This is a genomic window from Patescibacteria group bacterium (genome assembly GCA_041651155.1).
Taxonomy (GTDB): domain Bacteria; phylum Patescibacteriota; class Patescibacteriia; order CAIXNZ01; family CAIXNZ01; genus JAPLYF01.
In genome coordinates this window covers 67,634-84,233 of record JBAZJU010000004.1, presented here as the reverse complement: position 1 = coordinate 84,233, position 16,600 = coordinate 67,634, and the positions used below count along the sequence as shown (strand labels likewise).

At 37.2% G+C, this 16,600-nt stretch carries 15 protein-coding genes and 3 tRNA genes; 12 read left to right on the top strand and 6 right to left on the bottom strand.

What is annotated here, in order from left to right; all coding sequences use genetic code 11:
- Nucleotides 1-79: 79 nt before the first annotated feature.
- The gene (locus tag WC460_03985) at nucleotides 80-1,423 is read right to left on the bottom strand and encodes a phosphomannomutase/phosphoglucomutase (protein MFA5188493.1); all 1,344 of its coding nucleotides are present in this window, start codon (nucleotides 1,421-1,423) and stop codon (nucleotides 80-82) included.
- 179 nt (nucleotides 1,424-1,602) lie between these two features.
- Entirely contained in the window at nucleotides 1,603-2,748 is a 1,146-nt protein-coding gene (locus WC460_03980; protein ID MFA5188492.1) for a polymer-forming cytoskeletal protein, read from the bottom strand.
- A gap of 186 nt (nucleotides 2,749-2,934) precedes the next feature.
- On the opposite strand from WC460_03980, the gene WC460_03975 reads away from it, so the two are divergent.
- The 10 genes from WC460_03975 (at nucleotide 2,935) to WC460_03930 (ending at nucleotide 12,046) form a co-directional block, all read left to right on the top strand.
- Nucleotides 2,935-3,489, top strand: a complete 555-nt coding sequence (locus WC460_03975; protein ID MFA5188491.1) for a LemA family protein — start codon at nucleotides 2,935-2,937, stop codon at nucleotides 3,487-3,489.
- Nucleotides 3,490-3,509: 20 nt separating this feature from the next.
- On the top strand, nucleotides 3,510-4,445 hold the full coding sequence (locus tag WC460_03970; GenBank protein ID MFA5188490.1) for a M48 family metallopeptidase: 936 nt from the start codon (nucleotides 3,510-3,512) through the stop codon (nucleotides 4,443-4,445).
- A gap of 41 nt (nucleotides 4,446-4,486) precedes the next feature.
- The gene (locus WC460_03965; protein ID MFA5188489.1) at nucleotides 4,487-5,272 is read left to right on the top strand and encodes a hypothetical protein; all 786 of its coding nucleotides are present in this window, start codon (nucleotides 4,487-4,489) and stop codon (nucleotides 5,270-5,272) included.
- 19 nt (nucleotides 5,273-5,291) lie between these two features.
- Nucleotides 5,292-5,750 carry a hypothetical protein gene (locus tag WC460_03960; GenBank protein MFA5188488.1) on the top strand — a complete coding sequence of 153 codons (459 nt, stop codon included), beginning with the start codon at nucleotides 5,292-5,294 and terminating at the stop codon, nucleotides 5,748-5,750.
- Between the two features lie 25 nt (nucleotides 5,751-5,775).
- Entirely contained in the window at nucleotides 5,776-7,038 is a 1,263-nt protein-coding gene (locus WC460_03955; protein MFA5188487.1) for a hypothetical protein, read from the top strand.
- A gap of 41 nt (nucleotides 7,039-7,079) precedes the next feature.
- On the top strand, nucleotides 7,080-7,772 hold the full coding sequence (locus WC460_03950) for a thioredoxin domain-containing protein (GenBank protein ID MFA5188486.1): 693 nt from the start codon (nucleotides 7,080-7,082) through the stop codon (nucleotides 7,770-7,772).
- A 37-nt stretch (nucleotides 7,773-7,809) separates the two neighbouring features.
- Nucleotides 7,810-9,372, top strand: coding sequence for a hypothetical protein (locus tag WC460_03945; protein ID MFA5188485.1), 1,563 nt, complete (start codon nucleotides 7,810-7,812; stop codon nucleotides 9,370-9,372).
- 175 nt (nucleotides 9,373-9,547) lie between these two features.
- Complete coding sequence (locus WC460_03940) at nucleotides 9,548-9,844, top strand: hypothetical protein (protein MFA5188484.1); 297 nt, start codon at nucleotides 9,548-9,550, stop codon at nucleotides 9,842-9,844.
- Between the two features lie 160 nt (nucleotides 9,845-10,004).
- On the top strand, nucleotides 10,005-11,339 hold the full coding sequence (radA, locus tag WC460_03935) for a DNA repair protein RadA (protein ID MFA5188483.1): 1,335 nt from the start codon (nucleotides 10,005-10,007) through the stop codon (nucleotides 11,337-11,339).
- Nucleotides 11,340-11,416: 77 nt separating this feature from the next.
- Nucleotides 11,417-12,046, top strand: a complete 630-nt coding sequence (locus WC460_03930; protein ID MFA5188482.1) for a DNA-3-methyladenine glycosylase — start codon at nucleotides 11,417-11,419, stop codon at nucleotides 12,044-12,046.
- Nucleotides 12,047-12,111: 65 nt separating this feature from the next.
- Here the strand turns inward: WC460_03930 and recG are convergent, their stop codons facing one another.
- From recG to WC460_03915, 3 genes are all read right to left on the bottom strand, one after another.
- Entirely contained in the window at nucleotides 12,112-14,178 is a 2,067-nt protein-coding gene (gene recG, locus WC460_03925) for an ATP-dependent DNA helicase RecG (GenBank protein ID MFA5188481.1), read from the bottom strand.
- Between the two features lie 127 nt (nucleotides 14,179-14,305).
- Nucleotides 14,306-14,377, bottom strand: a tRNA-Arg gene (locus WC460_03920).
- Nucleotides 14,378-14,698: 321 nt separating this feature from the next.
- Nucleotides 14,699-15,220 carry a hypothetical protein gene (locus WC460_03915; protein MFA5188480.1) on the bottom strand — a complete coding sequence of 174 codons (522 nt, stop codon included), beginning with the start codon at nucleotides 15,218-15,220 and terminating at the stop codon, nucleotides 14,699-14,701.
- A gap of 105 nt (nucleotides 15,221-15,325) precedes the next feature.
- On the opposite strand from WC460_03915, the gene WC460_03910 reads away from it, so the two are divergent.
- Together WC460_03910 and WC460_03905 are read left to right on the top strand one after the other, a co-directional pair.
- Nucleotides 15,326-15,416 (top strand) — tRNA-Ser (locus WC460_03910).
- A 163-nt stretch (nucleotides 15,417-15,579) separates the two neighbouring features.
- Nucleotides 15,580-15,666: transfer RNA gene (locus tag WC460_03905), tRNA-Ser, on the top strand.
- Nucleotides 15,667-15,874: 208 nt separating this feature from the next.
- Here the strand turns inward: WC460_03905 and WC460_03900 are convergent.
- A complete protein-coding gene (locus WC460_03900; GenBank protein MFA5188479.1) occupies nucleotides 15,875-16,597 on the bottom strand; it encodes a ComF family protein in 723 nt (240 codons plus the stop codon).
- Nucleotides 16,598-16,600: the final 3 nt, after the last annotated feature.

Sequence of the window (16,600 nt, the reverse complement as noted above, 5' to 3'; positions counted from 1 at the left end):
AAATACAAAATTACATATCAAAATCCGAAATTTTTAATTTTAAAATGCATTTTTAAACTTTGAACTTTGAACTTTAAATTTATCTAATCAATTCCATCAATTCCTTAACCTTCTCATCAACCAATTCCTGCGTCTTTGCTTCCACATTCAAACGAATCAAAGGTTCAGTATTTGATTTTCGTAAATTAAAACGCCAATCCTCAAATTCCACAGACACGCCATCAATATGTTCAATTCTGCCTTTAGAATATTTTTCTTCAGCATTTTTTAAAACCGCATCTGGGTCATTGACAGCCTGATTTAGCTCTCCGGAAATAAAATATTTCTCGCGGTATGGCCTGGCCAAATCAGACATTTTAATTCCCTTTTTACTCAATTCTTCTAATATTATAAGCAATGGGATCATGCCATTATCACAATAAAAATTATCACGAAAAAAATAGTGGCCTGAAGTTTCACCGGCAAATAAAGCATCCTCCTTTCGCATGCGATCTTTGATAAAAGCATGGCCCGGTTTATTAATTATAAGGCTGCCATTGTCAGCTTTAACAGTCTCAGCTATCGCCCAAACTAAACGCGGGTCGCTGATAATTTTACTTTTTGGCTTCTTTTTTAAAAAATAATCGGCCAAAATTGCAGTTAAAAAATAACCATCAACAAATTCACCGTTTTCATCAAAAATAAAACAGCGATCCGCATCGCCATCCCACGCCACGCCTAAATTGGCTTTTTCACTCCTGACCAAAGCCTCTGTTTCCCGGCGATTTTCAGGGATCAAAGGATCTGGTTTGCCTTTGGGGAAACTGCCATCAGGCTGGAAATTCAAGGGCACAATTTCTATTGGTAAAAACTCTAAAATTTTATTTACTGCCACGCCAGCCATGCCAAAATTAGCATTAGCCACGATTTTCATTGGCTTAATAACTTCGGGCTCAATAAATGACAAACAATGTTTTACGTAATCGGACAAAATTTCTTTTGCAATAATATCGCCTTTCTCTGGTTCCATGATTTCTTCACCTTTCAAAACTTCTTTCTTAATATCCTCCAAGCCAGTATCTGCGGAAATCGCAATTGCCTTTTCCCTGACAAATTTTATCCCATTATATTCCTTGGGATTATGCGAAGCTGAAATAGTCATGCCACCGGCATAATCATAATTAGCAACCGCAAAATACAGCATATCTGTGGAGATTGTGCCAATATCAATCACATCAAAGCCTGCATTGGTAATGCCTTTGGCTGCAGACTGCCATAAACTTGGTGATGATAAACGCACGTCTTTGCCTAAGACTATGGCTCCTTTTGGCTTAAAAACTTTTACATATGCCTGGGCAATTTGATAAACAGCCTCTTCGTTAATCTCGTCGGGATAAATGCCGCGCACATCATATGCTTTGAAAATATTGGGATTAAATACCATAAAATTATTTTAATAACAAATGACAAAGCTCAAACCTTCGTTTGCCTTAGCAAACTACGGTTTGCGAAGGCAAATTACAAAATAATACCAAAATCAAAATAACTAAATCAAAAATTTTGTTATTTGGATTTTATATTTTGAATTTATTTTGTTTTTTGTCATTTTAATTTTGTCATTCCTTATGTGTTTTCTAATTTAAGTTCACTTTTAATAATTGTCATCAAAACTCCCAGTCCCCACAAAATTGCAATTAATTTTATTAGCCAGCCGACTAAAGGCAAGGCAATTAAAATAAAAATGGCTAAAGTGCCTACAATCATGGGCCAAATTAAGGGAATCTCTTGATGTTTAAAAAATAGACGCAGGATTTTTTCACCAATAAAAATTGCCACAAAAATAATGGCTAAATAAAGCAAAATTAAATAGAGAGCTCCGAGAATTAAAGCTAAGGGCAGTCCAATCATAGTAATGCCTAATAGTATCAAAGCCAGCGGTGTTACAATTAAATATACCAAACCTTTTAAAATAGACATAAAGATATTGCCGGACATTTTCTTTTCAACTTTTAACGTCTGATTTTTAAAGATAAATATCACAACCAAACCTACAACCAAAGTCCCGAATAAGCCAGCCAGCCACCAGGTCAGAAACCAAATCGTAAATTTGGATTTTGGTTCAACACTTTTTGGCGCTTGCGGCCATTGGCTGAATTTTTCTTCATTTTGGATCTGGGCACCGGCCATGATATCGGCTGTCTTTGTGGCTGTATATTCTAAATTGCCATGGATATTAGCGCTAGGATATAGAATCAGGCTGCCTTCTGGATCAATTTTTAAATAAGCGCTGCCTAAAACTTCACTATCTATCGTCAAATTGCCTGCTCCACCATATAAATTCTTATTAATTTTGCCTTTTATCTGAGCATTACCAGCGCCAATTATCAGATTTTGGCCAATTTCTGCAGACTCAGATATGGTTACCATGCCGCCTGCGACAGTGACATTTTTCGCAATTTTACCATTGATCAAAATTGTTCCTCCGACTACTCTCAAATTACCTTTAATTTCAGAATTAATTACCACATTTGAACCAGCCACAATCACATCTCCATCAACCGGGCCGGAAATCTCAACATTCACGCCAGCGACATACACATCATCTTTCATTTGCGCATTGAGATTAACATTTTGGCCAGCTGTAAAGTAGATATCAGAAATAACTATATTGTTAGGCAAAAAAACATCCTTATTCATCGGAGTATTTGCTGTTTGTGCCAAGCAGGCGCTGCCAATTAACAAAAAACCAGCTATAAAAAAAATAAGCATCCCTAGCCTCTTTTTTACTAACATTAAAGAAAATTTCATAATTTTTAGAGCTAATTTATTAAACTTGTTTGAGCTTATATAAATTAATTGAATTTCTTTTGACAGAATGCTTATTTTTCTTTATAATTAAAGCACAACATATACTGTTTTTAGTATATAAAATTTAATTAATTAATGCAAAAATCTATGCCACTTTGGATTATTGTAATTATCATTATCGGCGCAATAATTCTTTGGTTAATTGCCGTCTATAATGGCCTGGTTAAAAGTAAAAATCGCGTTGATGAAGCCTGGTCAGACATTGATGTGCAATTAAAAAGAAGATATGATCTTATCCCCAATTTAGTTGAAACTGTTAAAGCTTATGCCGGCCATGAAAAAGAAGTTTTTACCAAAGTAACAGAAGCGCGCTCTTCTGCCATGCAAGCCAAGTCTTTAGATGAAAAAGGCAAGGCGGAAAACATGCTAAGCCAAACTCTTAAATCATTATTTGCCGTGGCTGAAAATTATCCAGACCTTAAAGCCAGCACGAATTTTTTACAATTGCAGGGTGAATTATCAGACACTGAAAATAAAATCCAGGCTTCGCGCCGCTTTTACAATGGCAATGTCCGGGATTTTAATATCAAAATTCAGGTCTTCCCAAATAATATGGTGGCGGGCATGCTGGGCTTCAAAGCTTATGAATTTTTCCAGGTGGAAAATGAACAAGAAAAAATGGCGCCAGCGGTTAAATTCTAACTTCGCCAAAAATTGGCTGGATGGCCAATGCTTCATTGCCATTGGCCGTAAGCCATAAAGCCAAAATGTATAACCAAATAGATTCAAACAAAAGAAAAACAATCATTTTAATTACGATATTTATAATATTTGTCTTGTTTATTGGCTGGCTATATGGACAAATCTCCCAAAGCGGCTATTTTGGCTTAGCGATTGCAATCATCATTTCCTTAATTATGACCAGCCTAAGCTATTTTGCCGGGGATAAAGTTGCGCTGGCCACAGCCGGTGCTAAGCCAGTTACAAAAGAAGAAAATCTTGATCTTTACAGGTTAGTGGAAAATTTATGCATTACTGCCGGGTTGCCCATGCCCCAGATTTATATAATCAATGATCCTGATATCAATGCCTTTGCCACAGGACGAGATCCGCAGCACTCATCTATGGCGATTACCACAGGCGCCTTGGATAAACTAGATAATTTAGAATTAGAAGGAGTTGTCGCCCATGAACTCTCGCATGTAAAAAATTACGATACTCGCCTGATGATGGTCATCATTGTTTTAGTCGGCATCATTGCTTTAGTTTCTGATTGGTTAATGCGCGGCTTTTTCTGGCGCAAAAACGGCAATCGGGATAGAGACAGCCAGCTGGGCTTGATTTTATTAATAGTTGGCATTGCGCTGGCAATTCTCTCGCCTTTAATTGCCCAGATTATTCAGCTGGCTATTTCGCGCAAAAGAGAATTTCTGGCAGACGCAGACGGCGCTTTATTAACGAGATATCCTGAAGGCCTGGCCAGCGCCCTGGCAAAAATTTCACAAGTTAATCAAGAACCTTTGAAAAAAGCCAATAATGCCACTGCGCATCTCTATATTGCCAATCCTTTTGGCCAGACTAAAAGATTTTTAAGTTCCCTCTTCTCCACTCATCCGCCGATTGAAGAACGCATTGCCAGTCTTAGGCAGATGGCTTAAAAAAATAAAATTATATAAAATTAAAAAATTAAAAAAATAAAATGGACAATCCTGTTTTAAAACAAAAACCTCTTGCCGTGATTAAAATATGGCAAAATACTTGGGAAATTATTAGAAAAAATTGGCTTAATCTTTTGTCAATTATAATTTTTATCACGGGTTTAATAATCGCCATTTTAATTATTTTGTGGGTAATCTGGCAACTTTGCATAATGTTGAATCTGATCCAGCCATCCTATTTTTTAACCTTTAATCTCGGCTGGACAATAATTTCTTTTGTGGTTTTCTTTTTGCTTACTCTCTTAGCTCAATTTTTAATTATCAATTACCTTTTAAATCCCCTAATAAAATTGAGAGAAAACATCGGAGCCTTTTTTAACTTATTTTGGGACTGGCTTTGTTTAAATGTTATTTTAAACCTGGCTTTACTGCTTTTTTCTTTGCCCCTCTATGTAGGACTTTTTCTTTTATTAACGGGAAATACTTGGCTGGGCATTGCCTGCCTTTTATTTGGCGCAATTATAATTTTATTCTTTTCTAGCTATTTAATTTTTTCGCCTTTTATTCTTTTAGATAAAAAATTGTCCTGGCTAGAATCATTAAAAAAATCTTTTCTTCTTGCTAGCGGATTTTTTAGAAATATTTTATTTAAAATCCTAATTTTGGTTCTTGTTTTACTAATATTAAACAGCCTCTCAACGGTTGTTCTAAAACTGCAATATATTGGCGTAATTATCAGTGCTTTTATCCTGCTCCTAATGATTTATCTTAGTTTTGCTTATCTTTTTGCCATTTACCTGGACTTGAAAAAACTTAAAAATATTTAATGAGATAAGGTCTTGAATTATGTGTGCTCAAACTCAGAAACAAGAATCAGAGAATAAAAATAATGCCGAAACTGCTAGAGCGTTGCAGCTGCGCAAGCGACAATTAATAGCAATGAGACAAAATCAGACTCAGGAAAATGCAGAATCTCCAGTTTCAAAAGTGGGCGCTAAATTTACAGCTCAAGCCTTAAAATTTTCCTGGTTAAACCTGATTGATTCTTTTGGTTTGACGCTTATCTATATTAATTTTCATTTTTTAGGCAAATATATTGCGGGTTCAAATCTATTTAGTGATTTCGGAGAAGAATGGCTGCCAAAAACAGCCAGCGAGGCCATGCCGGGAAAAGGCGGAGGCGCGCCAAAATGGTTTGAAATTATCGCTCTTTTCCTTTTAGATTTCATCTTAATCATTTTGGTTTTATTCGCCTTAATTATAATATTTACACCGGCTTTAATAGTTGTCGGCATTATCTCTTAAATTATTTAATTTTAAAAAAAATATTATGTCTGACCGCACAAAAAAAATATTACTCGTAATTCTTTTTGTAGTTGTTACTCTGCTATTAGCTCTAGCTATATATTATTTATTTTTTAGGCCAATCATTTCTCCTCCAACAATCACTGGGCCAATTGTTACGCCTCCTTCCACCATAGGCTTGCCTACAATTCCCCCTGCGCTAAATTTAAATATTCCTCCTACTGTCAGCATCCCGCCCGGTTTACGCCCGGAAATTCCTAGTCTTCCTTTAACGCCTAGCGGCCCATCTACGCCAGCGATTGCCTATCAAGCCAATGGCGGCATCACCTCATTCCAAACTTTAATTAATACCCCTGCCAAAAGTCCTGCTTTAGCGACAAATGGCAAAGATTTAATTTATTATGATTCAACTACTGGTTATTTTTATGACTTAACGCCTGATGGACAGAAACAATTTTTTTCAGACCAGATTTTCAAAAATGTGTCCAACGCCATCTTTGCACCTAATAAGCAAAAAGCAATTTTAGAATATCCTGATGGCTCAAAATTAATTTATGATTTTAACCAAAATAAATCAGTAACTCTGCCTAGCCATTGGAAAGACTTTGTATTTTCTCCCGACTCGACAAAAATCGCTTTTAAAGATATGCGCGTAGACCCCGAAAATAGATTTCTGGCAATAGCTGATTCTAACGGCGGCAATTATAAGGAAATTGAGCGCCTGGGAGAGGAGGATGAATATGTTTATACAACCTGGTCGCCAAATAATTCATACGTCGCCCTGGCACGTTCACCATTAGATGGCGACCGTTCTGAAGTTTTGCCTATTGGTTTGAACGGGGAAAACTACGCCAGTCTGATTGTAGAAGGCAGAGATTTAAGGTTCGCCTGGACGCCCAGCGGCAATAAGCTGGTTTATAGCGTATTTAACAGCCAATCAAATTATAATCCCGAACTTTGGGTGGTAAATTCAAGTCCGGATATTCTTGGCACAGGCCGCAATAATTTAGATCTGCAAACCTGGGCAGATAAATGTGTTTTTTCTTCAGAAAATATTATTTACTGCGGCGTACCGCGCACCTTGGAAATGGGCTCGGGCTTTAGTCCAGATATGGCAAATTCAACACCTGATGATATTTACAAAATAGATATTTCTACAGGCGCTAAACAACTTCTAGCTCAGCCTCTATTTCCCACTACTATTGATAAAATGATTGTCAGCACTGACGGCAAAACCCTTTATTGGCTGGAAAAAAATACTGGCCAGATTAAAAAAATGGATTTATAATTTTTCCTTGCACAAAACCCTAATTATTTTAAAAATAAGCTATGCCTCTTGATAAAAGTAAATTCACTACAACCAAATTTTATTTTGTTTATTTTATTATTTTTACGGTCATTGTTTTAATTATTTTTTCTTTTATCATAGTCGGCTATTCATGGAATTACTGGTCTTTAGTAACTACGATGGATAAATATTATAAAGGGCAACAGCAAGAGCTTACTCGAGTTTCACCTCAAATTAATCGTTTTGATCCTTCTCTTGGACTAACTGGCGCCAAGGTCACAGTCTATGAATATACTGATTTTGGCTGCCCGGCCTGCGCTGACTGGGAAAAAAATTCAGCCTCATTACAAAAATTATACGGGAATAAGGTGCTTTTTGTGTATAAGAGCCTGCCCATCACCAATACGGCAGAAAACCTAAATGCCACGACTGCTGCTTATTGCGCAAGCGACCAAGGAAAATTTTGGCCCTACAAAGATTTGATTTTTCAAAATCTTAACAACTTAAATTTACAGATCTATCGCGAGTATGCCAATCAATTAGGCCTGGATCTGGAAAAATTCAACCAGTGCTATGAGGCTAAAAAATTCAACCCGGTCTTGACTCAAAATATTAATGACGCCATAAATTTACAAATTGTTTCCATCCCGACTGTTTATATCAATGATGAAAAAGTTGAAGGCTACCTAAACGTGGATACGCTTAAAAAAATCATTGATGCCAAGCTCCAATAAAACACTCCCCTTTAAAATTAAATTTTATACCAACCTCATGAAAAAAAATATTCTGGGATTTTTATATTTATTCCTGCTGGCTTTATTATTCTTATTTCCTCAAAATGTATTAGCGGCGACCTGTAAAAATCTTTCCGGAGCCACAGGTACTTGCAAATCCTTGCCTGCTTGCGATACAACTGATCTTGCCCCAACAGTTGCTGATAGTATTGACTGCCAGTCTGGGCTTGAGATATATTGCTGTGTTCCTAAAACTACTGGAATAACTTGCGCAGATCCCAATAAGTGCGAATCAAAAACCTGCCCAGATAGAACAGCTGGCTTTACCCTTGATAGCTGGTGCGCCAATAATAAATCGCCAAATAATTATTGCTGCCAGCCCTTGACGCCAACTAGCCCAGCAACAAACCCCGCAGCAGGTACAGCAGCAGATACGACTATCCAACCTTACACGCCGCCTGTTGCGACAGAAACGATAAAATTACAGCTCCAAATACCTTTGAGCAACTTATCAGAATTAACCATTTCCGGCTCCACTATTGGCGATTATATTAAAGCTCTTTTTACTTTTGGCTCTTCGGTTGTTGTCGTCGTTGCTATTGTGATGATTATAATCGGCGGAGTTCGTTGGATCGTGTCAGGCGGAGATAGCGGTAAAATTGGCCAGGCCAAAAGCACGATTATCAAAGCCTTGCTGGGCTTATTTATTTCACTTTTTGCTATTTTTGTTCTGCAAATCGTTAGTCCTGGCACCATCACCTTTCAACCCATAACACCCCCTGAACAAATAACCGCCCAGTATTGCTGCCAAAGCGGCACAAACTTTTATTTTTCCACTCAGGCTGATTGTAAAGGTAAAATCGTCAGTTTTGATCAATGCCAAGGCGCTGCTGTGCCCACAGCTCAACAAGCATTCGCCAGCACATGTAATGGTAAAGATCCTTTGGCTCAATGTTATGCTAGCGCTTGCGGACAAGGTGATGCCGCTGGCCTAACAGCAAGTTCTAACGGAGGAGTTTGCCTGGATACATCTAAACCAATCTGCTGTACAAAGATTGGACCTCTTTTAACCTGTGATGCAAGCACAAAATGCCAACCCGAAGCAAACTGGTATTGTGCTTCAAAAGGAGCAAATCAACAAGGTTCTTGTTTCCCAAAAAGGGAAAATGGTGCAAATTGCAGTGAACTTGTATTAGGTGACTCAACATATAACACTCTGTTAGGAATATTTGGCGGCGGGACAAATGCAGTATGTTTAAGCGGAAACTGTTCTGGCGGCACTTTAGCCTTATGCGCACCAAAAGATTTCCAAGGCCAAAAAGGTGCCGTCTGCACAAGTAATCTTAATTGTGTTTCCGGATTATTTTGTGCCTGCCATAACTTTCTTTCTGGCATCGCTTCTGATGGCAATGGCTGCACAGGGGCAGGAGTCTGCACGCCAAAAGCCCCGAATGGTACGGCATGCTTTGGCTGGGTAGTTAATGATTATGAAAGCGGAGCGTGGCCTCTATCAAGATATGCTTGCCAATCTAATTGTTGCATTGGCGCTCTTTTTGGAGCTAGCAAATGTGCTGATAAAGCAGAATGCGAAGCAAATTAAAAAATCAGAGGGAAAACCACTCTTATTCTTTTTCCTTTATGTCCAAACAACCTCAAACCATCTTCACCTGCTCAAAGTGCGGCGCCCAATTTCCTAAGTGGACTGAGCGCTATCCGGCTGTTTGACACCATTGTGCCTACAATATATAATTAAACTATAAATAAGTTTAATTTCTATGAATAAAGAAGTATCAAATCAAGAAATATTAGAGTCAATAAATGATTTTGCTAATCAAACTGAAAAAAGGTTTGACGGCGTTGAGTCGCGACTTAATAAAATTGAAGCTACAATGGTCACTAAAGATTATCTTGATGATAAACTAGCTGACTTGCGGGGCGACCTAACAGTGCTCATGCGTAAAGAAGATACTAAAGTACGCGCTCTCGTTGACATTTTAAAAGAGCGTAAAATAATTACTGATGAAGATGTTAAAAAAATCTTATCAATGGAGCCCTTTCCGCAAATTTTATAAAATCTTTTTACATATTAGAGAAAAAAACGTCCAGCTATAGGACGTTTTTCTTTTTTAAGGGAATTTGTTAAGATAAAGATATCACCTCCTCTCTTTGACACTTTAGTGTCGAAGATAGCCATCGGACACTACTAAAGCGTCCGATCAATGAAAGCCCGTTATGCCCAAACAACCTCAAACCATCTTCACCTGCTCAAAGTGTGGCGCCCAATTCCCCAAGTGGACTGGGCGTTGTACTACTTGTGGCTCTTGGGGCACTGTAAGTGAAGAAATCTCATCCCCAATCTCAAATCTCCAATCTACAATAACCAAAGTTGATAAAAACCAGCTGATTGATTTTCAAAAAACGCCGCCGCCGAGCCAAGCCCGATTGCAAACTCAGGTCTCTGAATTTGACCGGGTACTAGGCGGCGGGATTGTTGTCGGCTCCTTAATTTTACTCGGCGGCGAACCAGGCATTGGCAAATCAACTCTGGTCTTGCAGATTTGCGATAAAATTAAGTCCCCTATTTTATATGTCTCAGGCGAGGAATCAGCCTCTCAGATTAAAATGAGAATTGATCGCTTGAATCTTGATTTTTCAAATTTAAAATTCCTGGGTGAAAATAACATGGAAAAAATTGTGGCTTTTGCCATTGAAGAAAAACCCAGTCTGTTAATTATTGACTCCATTCAAACTTTATATTCCACGGAACTGCCCTCAGAAGCCGGTTCAATTAACCAGGTACGAATTTGTACTGTAAAACTTTTGGAAATTGCTAAAAAATTCAATATCCCAATTTTAATCATTGGCCATGTAACCAAAGACGGCCTGGTTGCCGGCCCAAAATCATTAGAACATCTGGTTGATGCTGTTATGTATTTGGAAGGTTCCAGCCAGAATGATTTTCGGCTCTTGCGCTGCGCTAAAAATCGCTTTGGTTCAACAAATGAACTCGGCGTCTTTAGCATGACTGGCACTGGACTTTTGGAAGTAAAAAATCCTTCTGAACTTTTTTTGCCTCATAACCAGGAATCAATTTCTGGCTCTAGTCTAACCTGCATTATGGAAGGCGTCAGGCCATTTTTAATTGAAGTTCAAGCATTATCCAGTAAAACCCTGTTTGGCTATCCGCAAAGAAAAACCTCGGGTTTTGATTTGAATCGCTTGCAGATGTTAATTGCGGTCTTAATCAAAAGAGCCAATATTCCCTTGGTCAACCAAGACGTGCATCTGAATGTTACAGGCGGACTTAAAATTATTGAAACTGGCGCTGATTTGGCAGTTTGTCTGGCAATTATTTCCTCATTTAAAGACAAAATTATTAAACCTGATACTTTAATAATTGGCGAAGTCGGGTTAGGCGGGGAAATTCGGCCAGTTTCTCAAATGGAAAAAAGAATTGAAGAAGCGCAAAAAATGAATTTTAAAAATATTATTACGCCTGTTTTTAAAACAGATAAAAAAGTAACAATGGTTAAAAGCCTGGAAGAAGCTATAAAAAAAATACTTTAACCATTATACACAGGCGCGATTTGTTAAGAGGTTCGGCCTCCAAATTGGAGGCCGAACCTCTTATTACCCTATTTGGTATGTCAAAATTAAAACGCTTGCCAGCAAAATTTTATCACCAAAACACTTTTAAACTTGCCAAGTCGCTCCTTGGCAAATTTATTGTCAGGAAAATTGGTTCAAAAATTTTAATTGGTAAAATTGTGGAAACTGAAGCATATTACGGGTCCAAAGATCTTGCCTCACATGCTTCACGCGGCAAAACAGAACGTACCAAAATAATGTTTGGACCAGCCGGAACTGCTTACATATATTTAATTTATGGCATGTATTACTGCTTTAATATAGTGACTGAAGCCAAGGAATTCCCGGCCGCGATCTTAATCCGCGCTATACAACCAATTTCTGGATTTAAACAGGCCGCCCTGAACTACAAAATAAAAACCAAATTTAATAATTCGGAATTCAGAATTCAGAATTCTTTAACCAACGGCCCAGGCAAACTCTGTCGCGCGCTGAAAATTGATAAAAAATTAAATGGCGAAAATTTAATTAATAGCAAAAAACTATTTTTAGCTGAAAATCCTCTTAAAACCAATTCTTCTCAGATAAAAAGCGCCAAAAGAATTGGCGTTGATTACGCAGGCAAATACAAAGATAAGTTGTGGCGGTACTATTTAAAAAATAGTGAATTTATCTCTAAAAAATAGTTGCCTTAAAAAACCGAAGAGGCGATTGGCCAATCGCCTCTTCGGTTTTATTTTTGATTTATAATCTATTCCAAATGATTCATCATTTTCCCTTCTTCCAATTTGAGCTTAAGCAAAGAATGATTATCTAAATTATTTTTTTCTAAAAATTCCTGAGCCACTTTTTTCGTCAGATCTATCAAGTCTAAATCATTTAAAGTTGCCAGCCGCATATCAGGCAGGCCTGATTGCCTCGTACCATAAACTTCGCCAGGCCCGCGGAATTTAAGATCATATTCTGCTAAGGCGAACCCGTCATTTGATTGAGTTAGGGCAGACAGTCTTTCCCGAGTTTTGGGAGAATTATTTTCCGTAAACAGGAAACAAGATGACTGATGTTCTCCCCTGCCAACCCTGCCACGAAACTGATGCAGCTGTGCTAAGCCAAAACGATCAGCGCCTTCAATCATCATTATCGTGGCATTGGGAATATCAATCCCAACCTCTATCACAGAAGTGGAAACCAAAATTTTTATTTTATTGTCTTTAAATTCTCTCATTATTTCTTCTTTTTCATTAGCTTTTAATTTGCCGTGCAGCAAACCAATTTTTAAATCAGGAAAAATTACTTTATCAAGCTTTTTAAATTCTTCAGTTACTGATTTGACTCCCAATTTATCCGAAGGATCTATCAGCGGACAAATGACAAAAACCTGGCGGCGGGCAGCTATTTCCTCTTTGATAAACTGATAAGCGTTTGACCGCTCTTTTTCAGCAATTATCTTGGTAATAATCTTTTTCCTGCCCTTGGGCATTTCTTTAATCATTGATAAGTCTAAGTCACCGTATAAAATTAAGGCTAGTGATCTTGGGATAGGAGTGGCAGTCATTGACAGAAAATGCGGCAATTTTTTATTTTTATTTTTATCTTTTAATTTTTTCCTCTGTTCTACGCCAAAACGATGCTGCTCATCAACTACAATCAGCCCGATTTTTTTATAGGCAACTGAGTCTTGGATCAGGGCATGCGTACCAATAATCAAATCTATTTCTCCATTTTTAATTTTTTTTAAGACTTCGTTTTTTTCTAAATTTTCATCATTATTTACCAGCTTTTCACTGTGGGTCAAGAGCGCTATTTTAATAGCAAAATTATGAAAAAATTTGCTTAGAGAATTAAAATGCTGCCTGGCTAAAATTTCTGTCGGCGCCATTAAAACAGCCTGATAACCATTCAAGACAGTATCTAATATTGCCAGTGCAGAAACAACGGTCTTGCCCGAACCAACATCGCCTTCCAAAAGACGATTCATTGGTTTGGTTTTGGCTAAATCAATCATGATCTGCCAGGCAGCCTTTCTCTGATCATTTGTTAATTCATAAGGCAAAGAATCTACAAAACTTTTAATTTTAGCCTCATGGAATTTAATGGCCGGAGCAGGATTTTGTGTTAAAAATTTCCTTAAAAGCTGGGTTTGCAAGGCAATTAAAAAAAGCTCGTCAAATTTAAGGCGATAACGAGCCTGTTCCATTGTTTCCAAATTTTTAGGAAAATGTATTTCGTTTAAAGCTAAGTTTAAACTCAACAATTTATATTTTTCTTTAATTTCATTTGGCAGCCAATCTGTAATTAACTTAGTGGAATTTAAAATTAGACTAATTAAAAAACGCAATTGTTTTTGAGTTAAATTACTGGTTAAAGGATAAACAGGGACAATTTTTGCAGTATTTATACTCGCTCGATCAGAAATTTTTTCATAAGCCGGCGAAGTAAACTGCAATGACATGTTTTTTATTTCAGTCGTGCCGGCAATAAAAACTTCCTCGCCTGCTCTTAAATTTTTTATTAAATAAGGCTGGTTGAACCAGACAACTTTAATTGAACCTGTCTCATCCTCAATTAAAGCTTCTGTTATGGTCATTCTTTTCCTGTGGCTTTTCCTGTTTTCAATTAAAACAATTTTGCCCTTAATTGTCACTATCTGGTTGGGCTGTAAATCTTTGATAGCGATAAGGCGGCTAAAATCCTCATAGCGAAACGGCCAATAGTACAATAGATCATTCACTGTCTTTAGCCCTAACCGATTTAATCTGCCGGCCGTCGCTTTCCCAACTCGAGTTAACTCTTCAATTGGCGTTTCCAAAGAATACATTTTAAATTAACCTTAATTTTGAATTTCGCACTTTGAATTTTTAATTATAATTGTGCCCCGCTAGGAATCTCCGCCAGAGGCGAATCAGCCTGTCTTGGCCAAGGCCAGGCCTTTGGCTGAGAACCTGTGCCCCCGCTAGGAATCGAACCTAGATCACAAGATCCGCAATCTTGCGTTCTATCCATTGAACTACGAGGACTTAATTTAAAATATAAAATCCATTGCCCGTCCACCGTAGCCCCGCAACGCGGGGCGAAGGTGGAAACTACGAGGACAGATAAAAGCTTGTGTATTTGTCGAAATAACCTTTATTGGTGTACGAAGAATGTAATTGGTTTAACGTGCTAACACATAAGCTTTTATCTGTCCGAGGACTCAATTATTAAAATTTATACACGAACTTTTATCTGGTCGGGGACATTAATTTTAAATTTTACATAAACTTACATCTATCCGAGGACTTAAACTAATAAGGAGATACGAATATCTCCTTAAAAAGTATAAACTATTTTCATAAAATTTACAACTTTAAAAGGGTATCCAGAATATCATCAATAGTCTGGCGTTCTTTTTCCAAATCTTCCTGCAAAAATTCTAAAAGCGTTTCTCTGACCTCTAGTGGATTCATTTCATCCAGCCAAACCGACAAGTCTGGCGATAATCCCTTTAAATCAAAAAATATCTTTTTTACTGTTGGCGGTTTGTAAATAATGTAGAATTTATTTATTCTGCTATATGGGAAAAATTGTGTGCCCAAAATCAGGCCTTGATCAGTAATTTGAAATGTTAATTCTTTAGGCTGAGAATAGCTTTTTAAAAAGACAATAAAAATCGCCACAATAATAATCAGGGCGAATAGGAAATTAGCTGTAAAAATGCTATAAATAATCAAAATCAAAGCCAAACCTATCATTATTAAATACCAAATTAAGCTTCGTTCGTGGGCAATATATTCTGGAATTGTCCACTGGAATAAAACCTCGCCAAAATCATTATCTTGCGGTTGTAATTCATTATTATCATTGGATATTTCAGCTGCCATATTTTTTGTCTAAAATAATTTAAGATTTAAGGGATTATATTCAGGTAATAAACTTTTGACACTCTTATTTTTTTCTGCTAAGATAAGAGAAAGCAAAGCGCTTTTGGAGAGGTACCCAAGAGGCTGAAGGGGCGGGTTTGCTAAACCTGTAGGTCGGGGTTTTCCCGGCGCGAGGGTTCGAATCCCTCCCTCTCCGACCCGATAAAAGTCTGTGAATAAATATCTGCAACTGATTTAATAATAAATGGTTATTTAACGGATTTGAACAACAAAATTCATAAACTTTTATCGGGTCTCCGTCCTTCACATAAACTTGTAGCTGGGCGATAATATAGTTATTTGTTATAGTTATAAAATATGGAGAGGTGGCAGAGCGGTCGAATGCACCGGTCTTGAAAACCGGAGCCCCGTTTACGGGGCCGTGGGTTCGAATCCTACCCTCTCCGCCCAGATGCAAGTCTGTGTAATTTATAATTCAACCGTAAAATATTTATCAATATTATTTATACGGCTTTACCGATGAAATACACAAACTTGCATCTGGGCTCCGCCTTCGCCCTCTATAGTTTTAGAGGGAAGGCTTTAAATAAAAATTTTCTGAGTCGGGCTTCGGCGGATTTTGATCCGCTTAATAGCTTAATAGTGATTTCCTTATTAATCTTCTCTCTGGGCAATTACTAAACCGTAAATTTCTTTAAAGCCATGCTCGCTTAAAATTTTTGCGCACTCATTTAATGTACTCCCTGTGGTAATTACATCATCAATTAGGATGATTTTTTTATTTTTATCACAATCTTTTATAGTTATTAAAGAAAAAACGTCTCTTACATTAGCCTGCCTGTCAATTCTCTTCAAATTAATCTGACTGGGCGTATTTATATTTCTAGTAATTAATCCCTTATTAGAAAACCGGAAATAATTGCCTATTTTTTTTGTTAATAATTCACTCTGATTAAAGCCTCGGCTTAAAAAACGCTTTTTGTGCAAAGGTACCGGCACAATTATTGTATTAGCTTGATTCAGCTCAAATGTATTTAAAATATTATTTGTCTCCAAATAGCTGATGGCTAAATTAGCTAAATCTTCTGCCAATTCTTCCAGATAATTATATTTTAAATGATGGATTAGATCCTGTAAAATTTTGTTATTATAATCTGTTGCCACCCAGACAGCTAAAAGTGAACTGCCTGTCCTGCAATTCGGACAGATAAGCGATTGCCGGCTTTCAGCTTTGCACAAGGCGCAATAATATCTTTTATTTAAATCAATTTTCCCCAAACATTGATGGCATAAATATAAGCCTTCCTCCCCGCAGCCAAAACATTCTTTAGGAAAAAATAAATCCAGGATAAAATTCTTAATTTTTTTAAATTCCATAAT

What these genes read in the sequence shown, in the direction of transcription:
- WC460_03985 (MFA5188493.1), bottom strand. Translation starts at nt 1,423, where the DNA reads ATGGTATTTAATCCCAATATTTTCAAAGCATATGATGTGCGCGGCATT.
- WC460_03980 (MFA5188492.1), bottom strand. Translation starts at nt 2,748, where the DNA reads ATGCTTATTTTTTTTATAGCTGGTTTTTTGTTAATTGGCAGCGCCTGC.
- WC460_03975 (MFA5188491.1), top strand. Translation starts at nt 2,935, where the DNA reads ATGCCACTTTGGATTATTGTAATTATCATTATCGGCGCAATAATTCTT.
- WC460_03970 (MFA5188490.1), top strand. Translation starts at nt 3,510, where the DNA reads ATGGCCAATGCTTCATTGCCATTGGCCGTAAGCCATAAAGCCAAAATG.
- WC460_03965 (MFA5188489.1), top strand. Translation starts at nt 4,487, where the DNA reads ATGGACAATCCTGTTTTAAAACAAAAACCTCTTGCCGTGATTAAAATA.
- WC460_03960 (MFA5188488.1), top strand. Translation starts at nt 5,292, where the DNA reads ATGTGTGCTCAAACTCAGAAACAAGAATCAGAGAATAAAAATAATGCC.
- WC460_03955 (MFA5188487.1), top strand. Translation starts at nt 5,776, where the DNA reads ATGTCTGACCGCACAAAAAAAATATTACTCGTAATTCTTTTTGTAGTT.
- WC460_03950 (MFA5188486.1), top strand. Translation starts at nt 7,080, where the DNA reads ATGCCTCTTGATAAAAGTAAATTCACTACAACCAAATTTTATTTTGTT.
- WC460_03945 (MFA5188485.1), top strand. Translation starts at nt 7,810, where the DNA reads ATGAAAAAAAATATTCTGGGATTTTTATATTTATTCCTGCTGGCTTTA.
- WC460_03940 (MFA5188484.1), top strand. Translation starts at nt 9,548, where the DNA reads ATGAATAAAGAAGTATCAAATCAAGAAATATTAGAGTCAATAAATGAT.
- radA (MFA5188483.1), top strand. Translation starts at nt 10,005, where the DNA reads ATGCCCAAACAACCTCAAACCATCTTCACCTGCTCAAAGTGTGGCGCC.
- WC460_03930 (MFA5188482.1), top strand. Translation starts at nt 11,417, where the DNA reads ATGTCAAAATTAAAACGCTTGCCAGCAAAATTTTATCACCAAAACACT.
- recG (MFA5188481.1), bottom strand. Translation starts at nt 14,178, where the DNA reads ATGTATTCTTTGGAAACGCCAATTGAAGAGTTAACTCGAGTTGGGAAA.
- WC460_03915 (MFA5188480.1), bottom strand. Translation starts at nt 15,220, where the DNA reads ATGGCAGCTGAAATATCCAATGATAATAATGAATTACAACCGCAAGAT.
- WC460_03900 (MFA5188479.1), bottom strand. Translation starts at nt 16,597, where the DNA reads ATGGAATTTAAAAAAATTAAGAATTTTATCCTGGATTTATTTTTTCCT.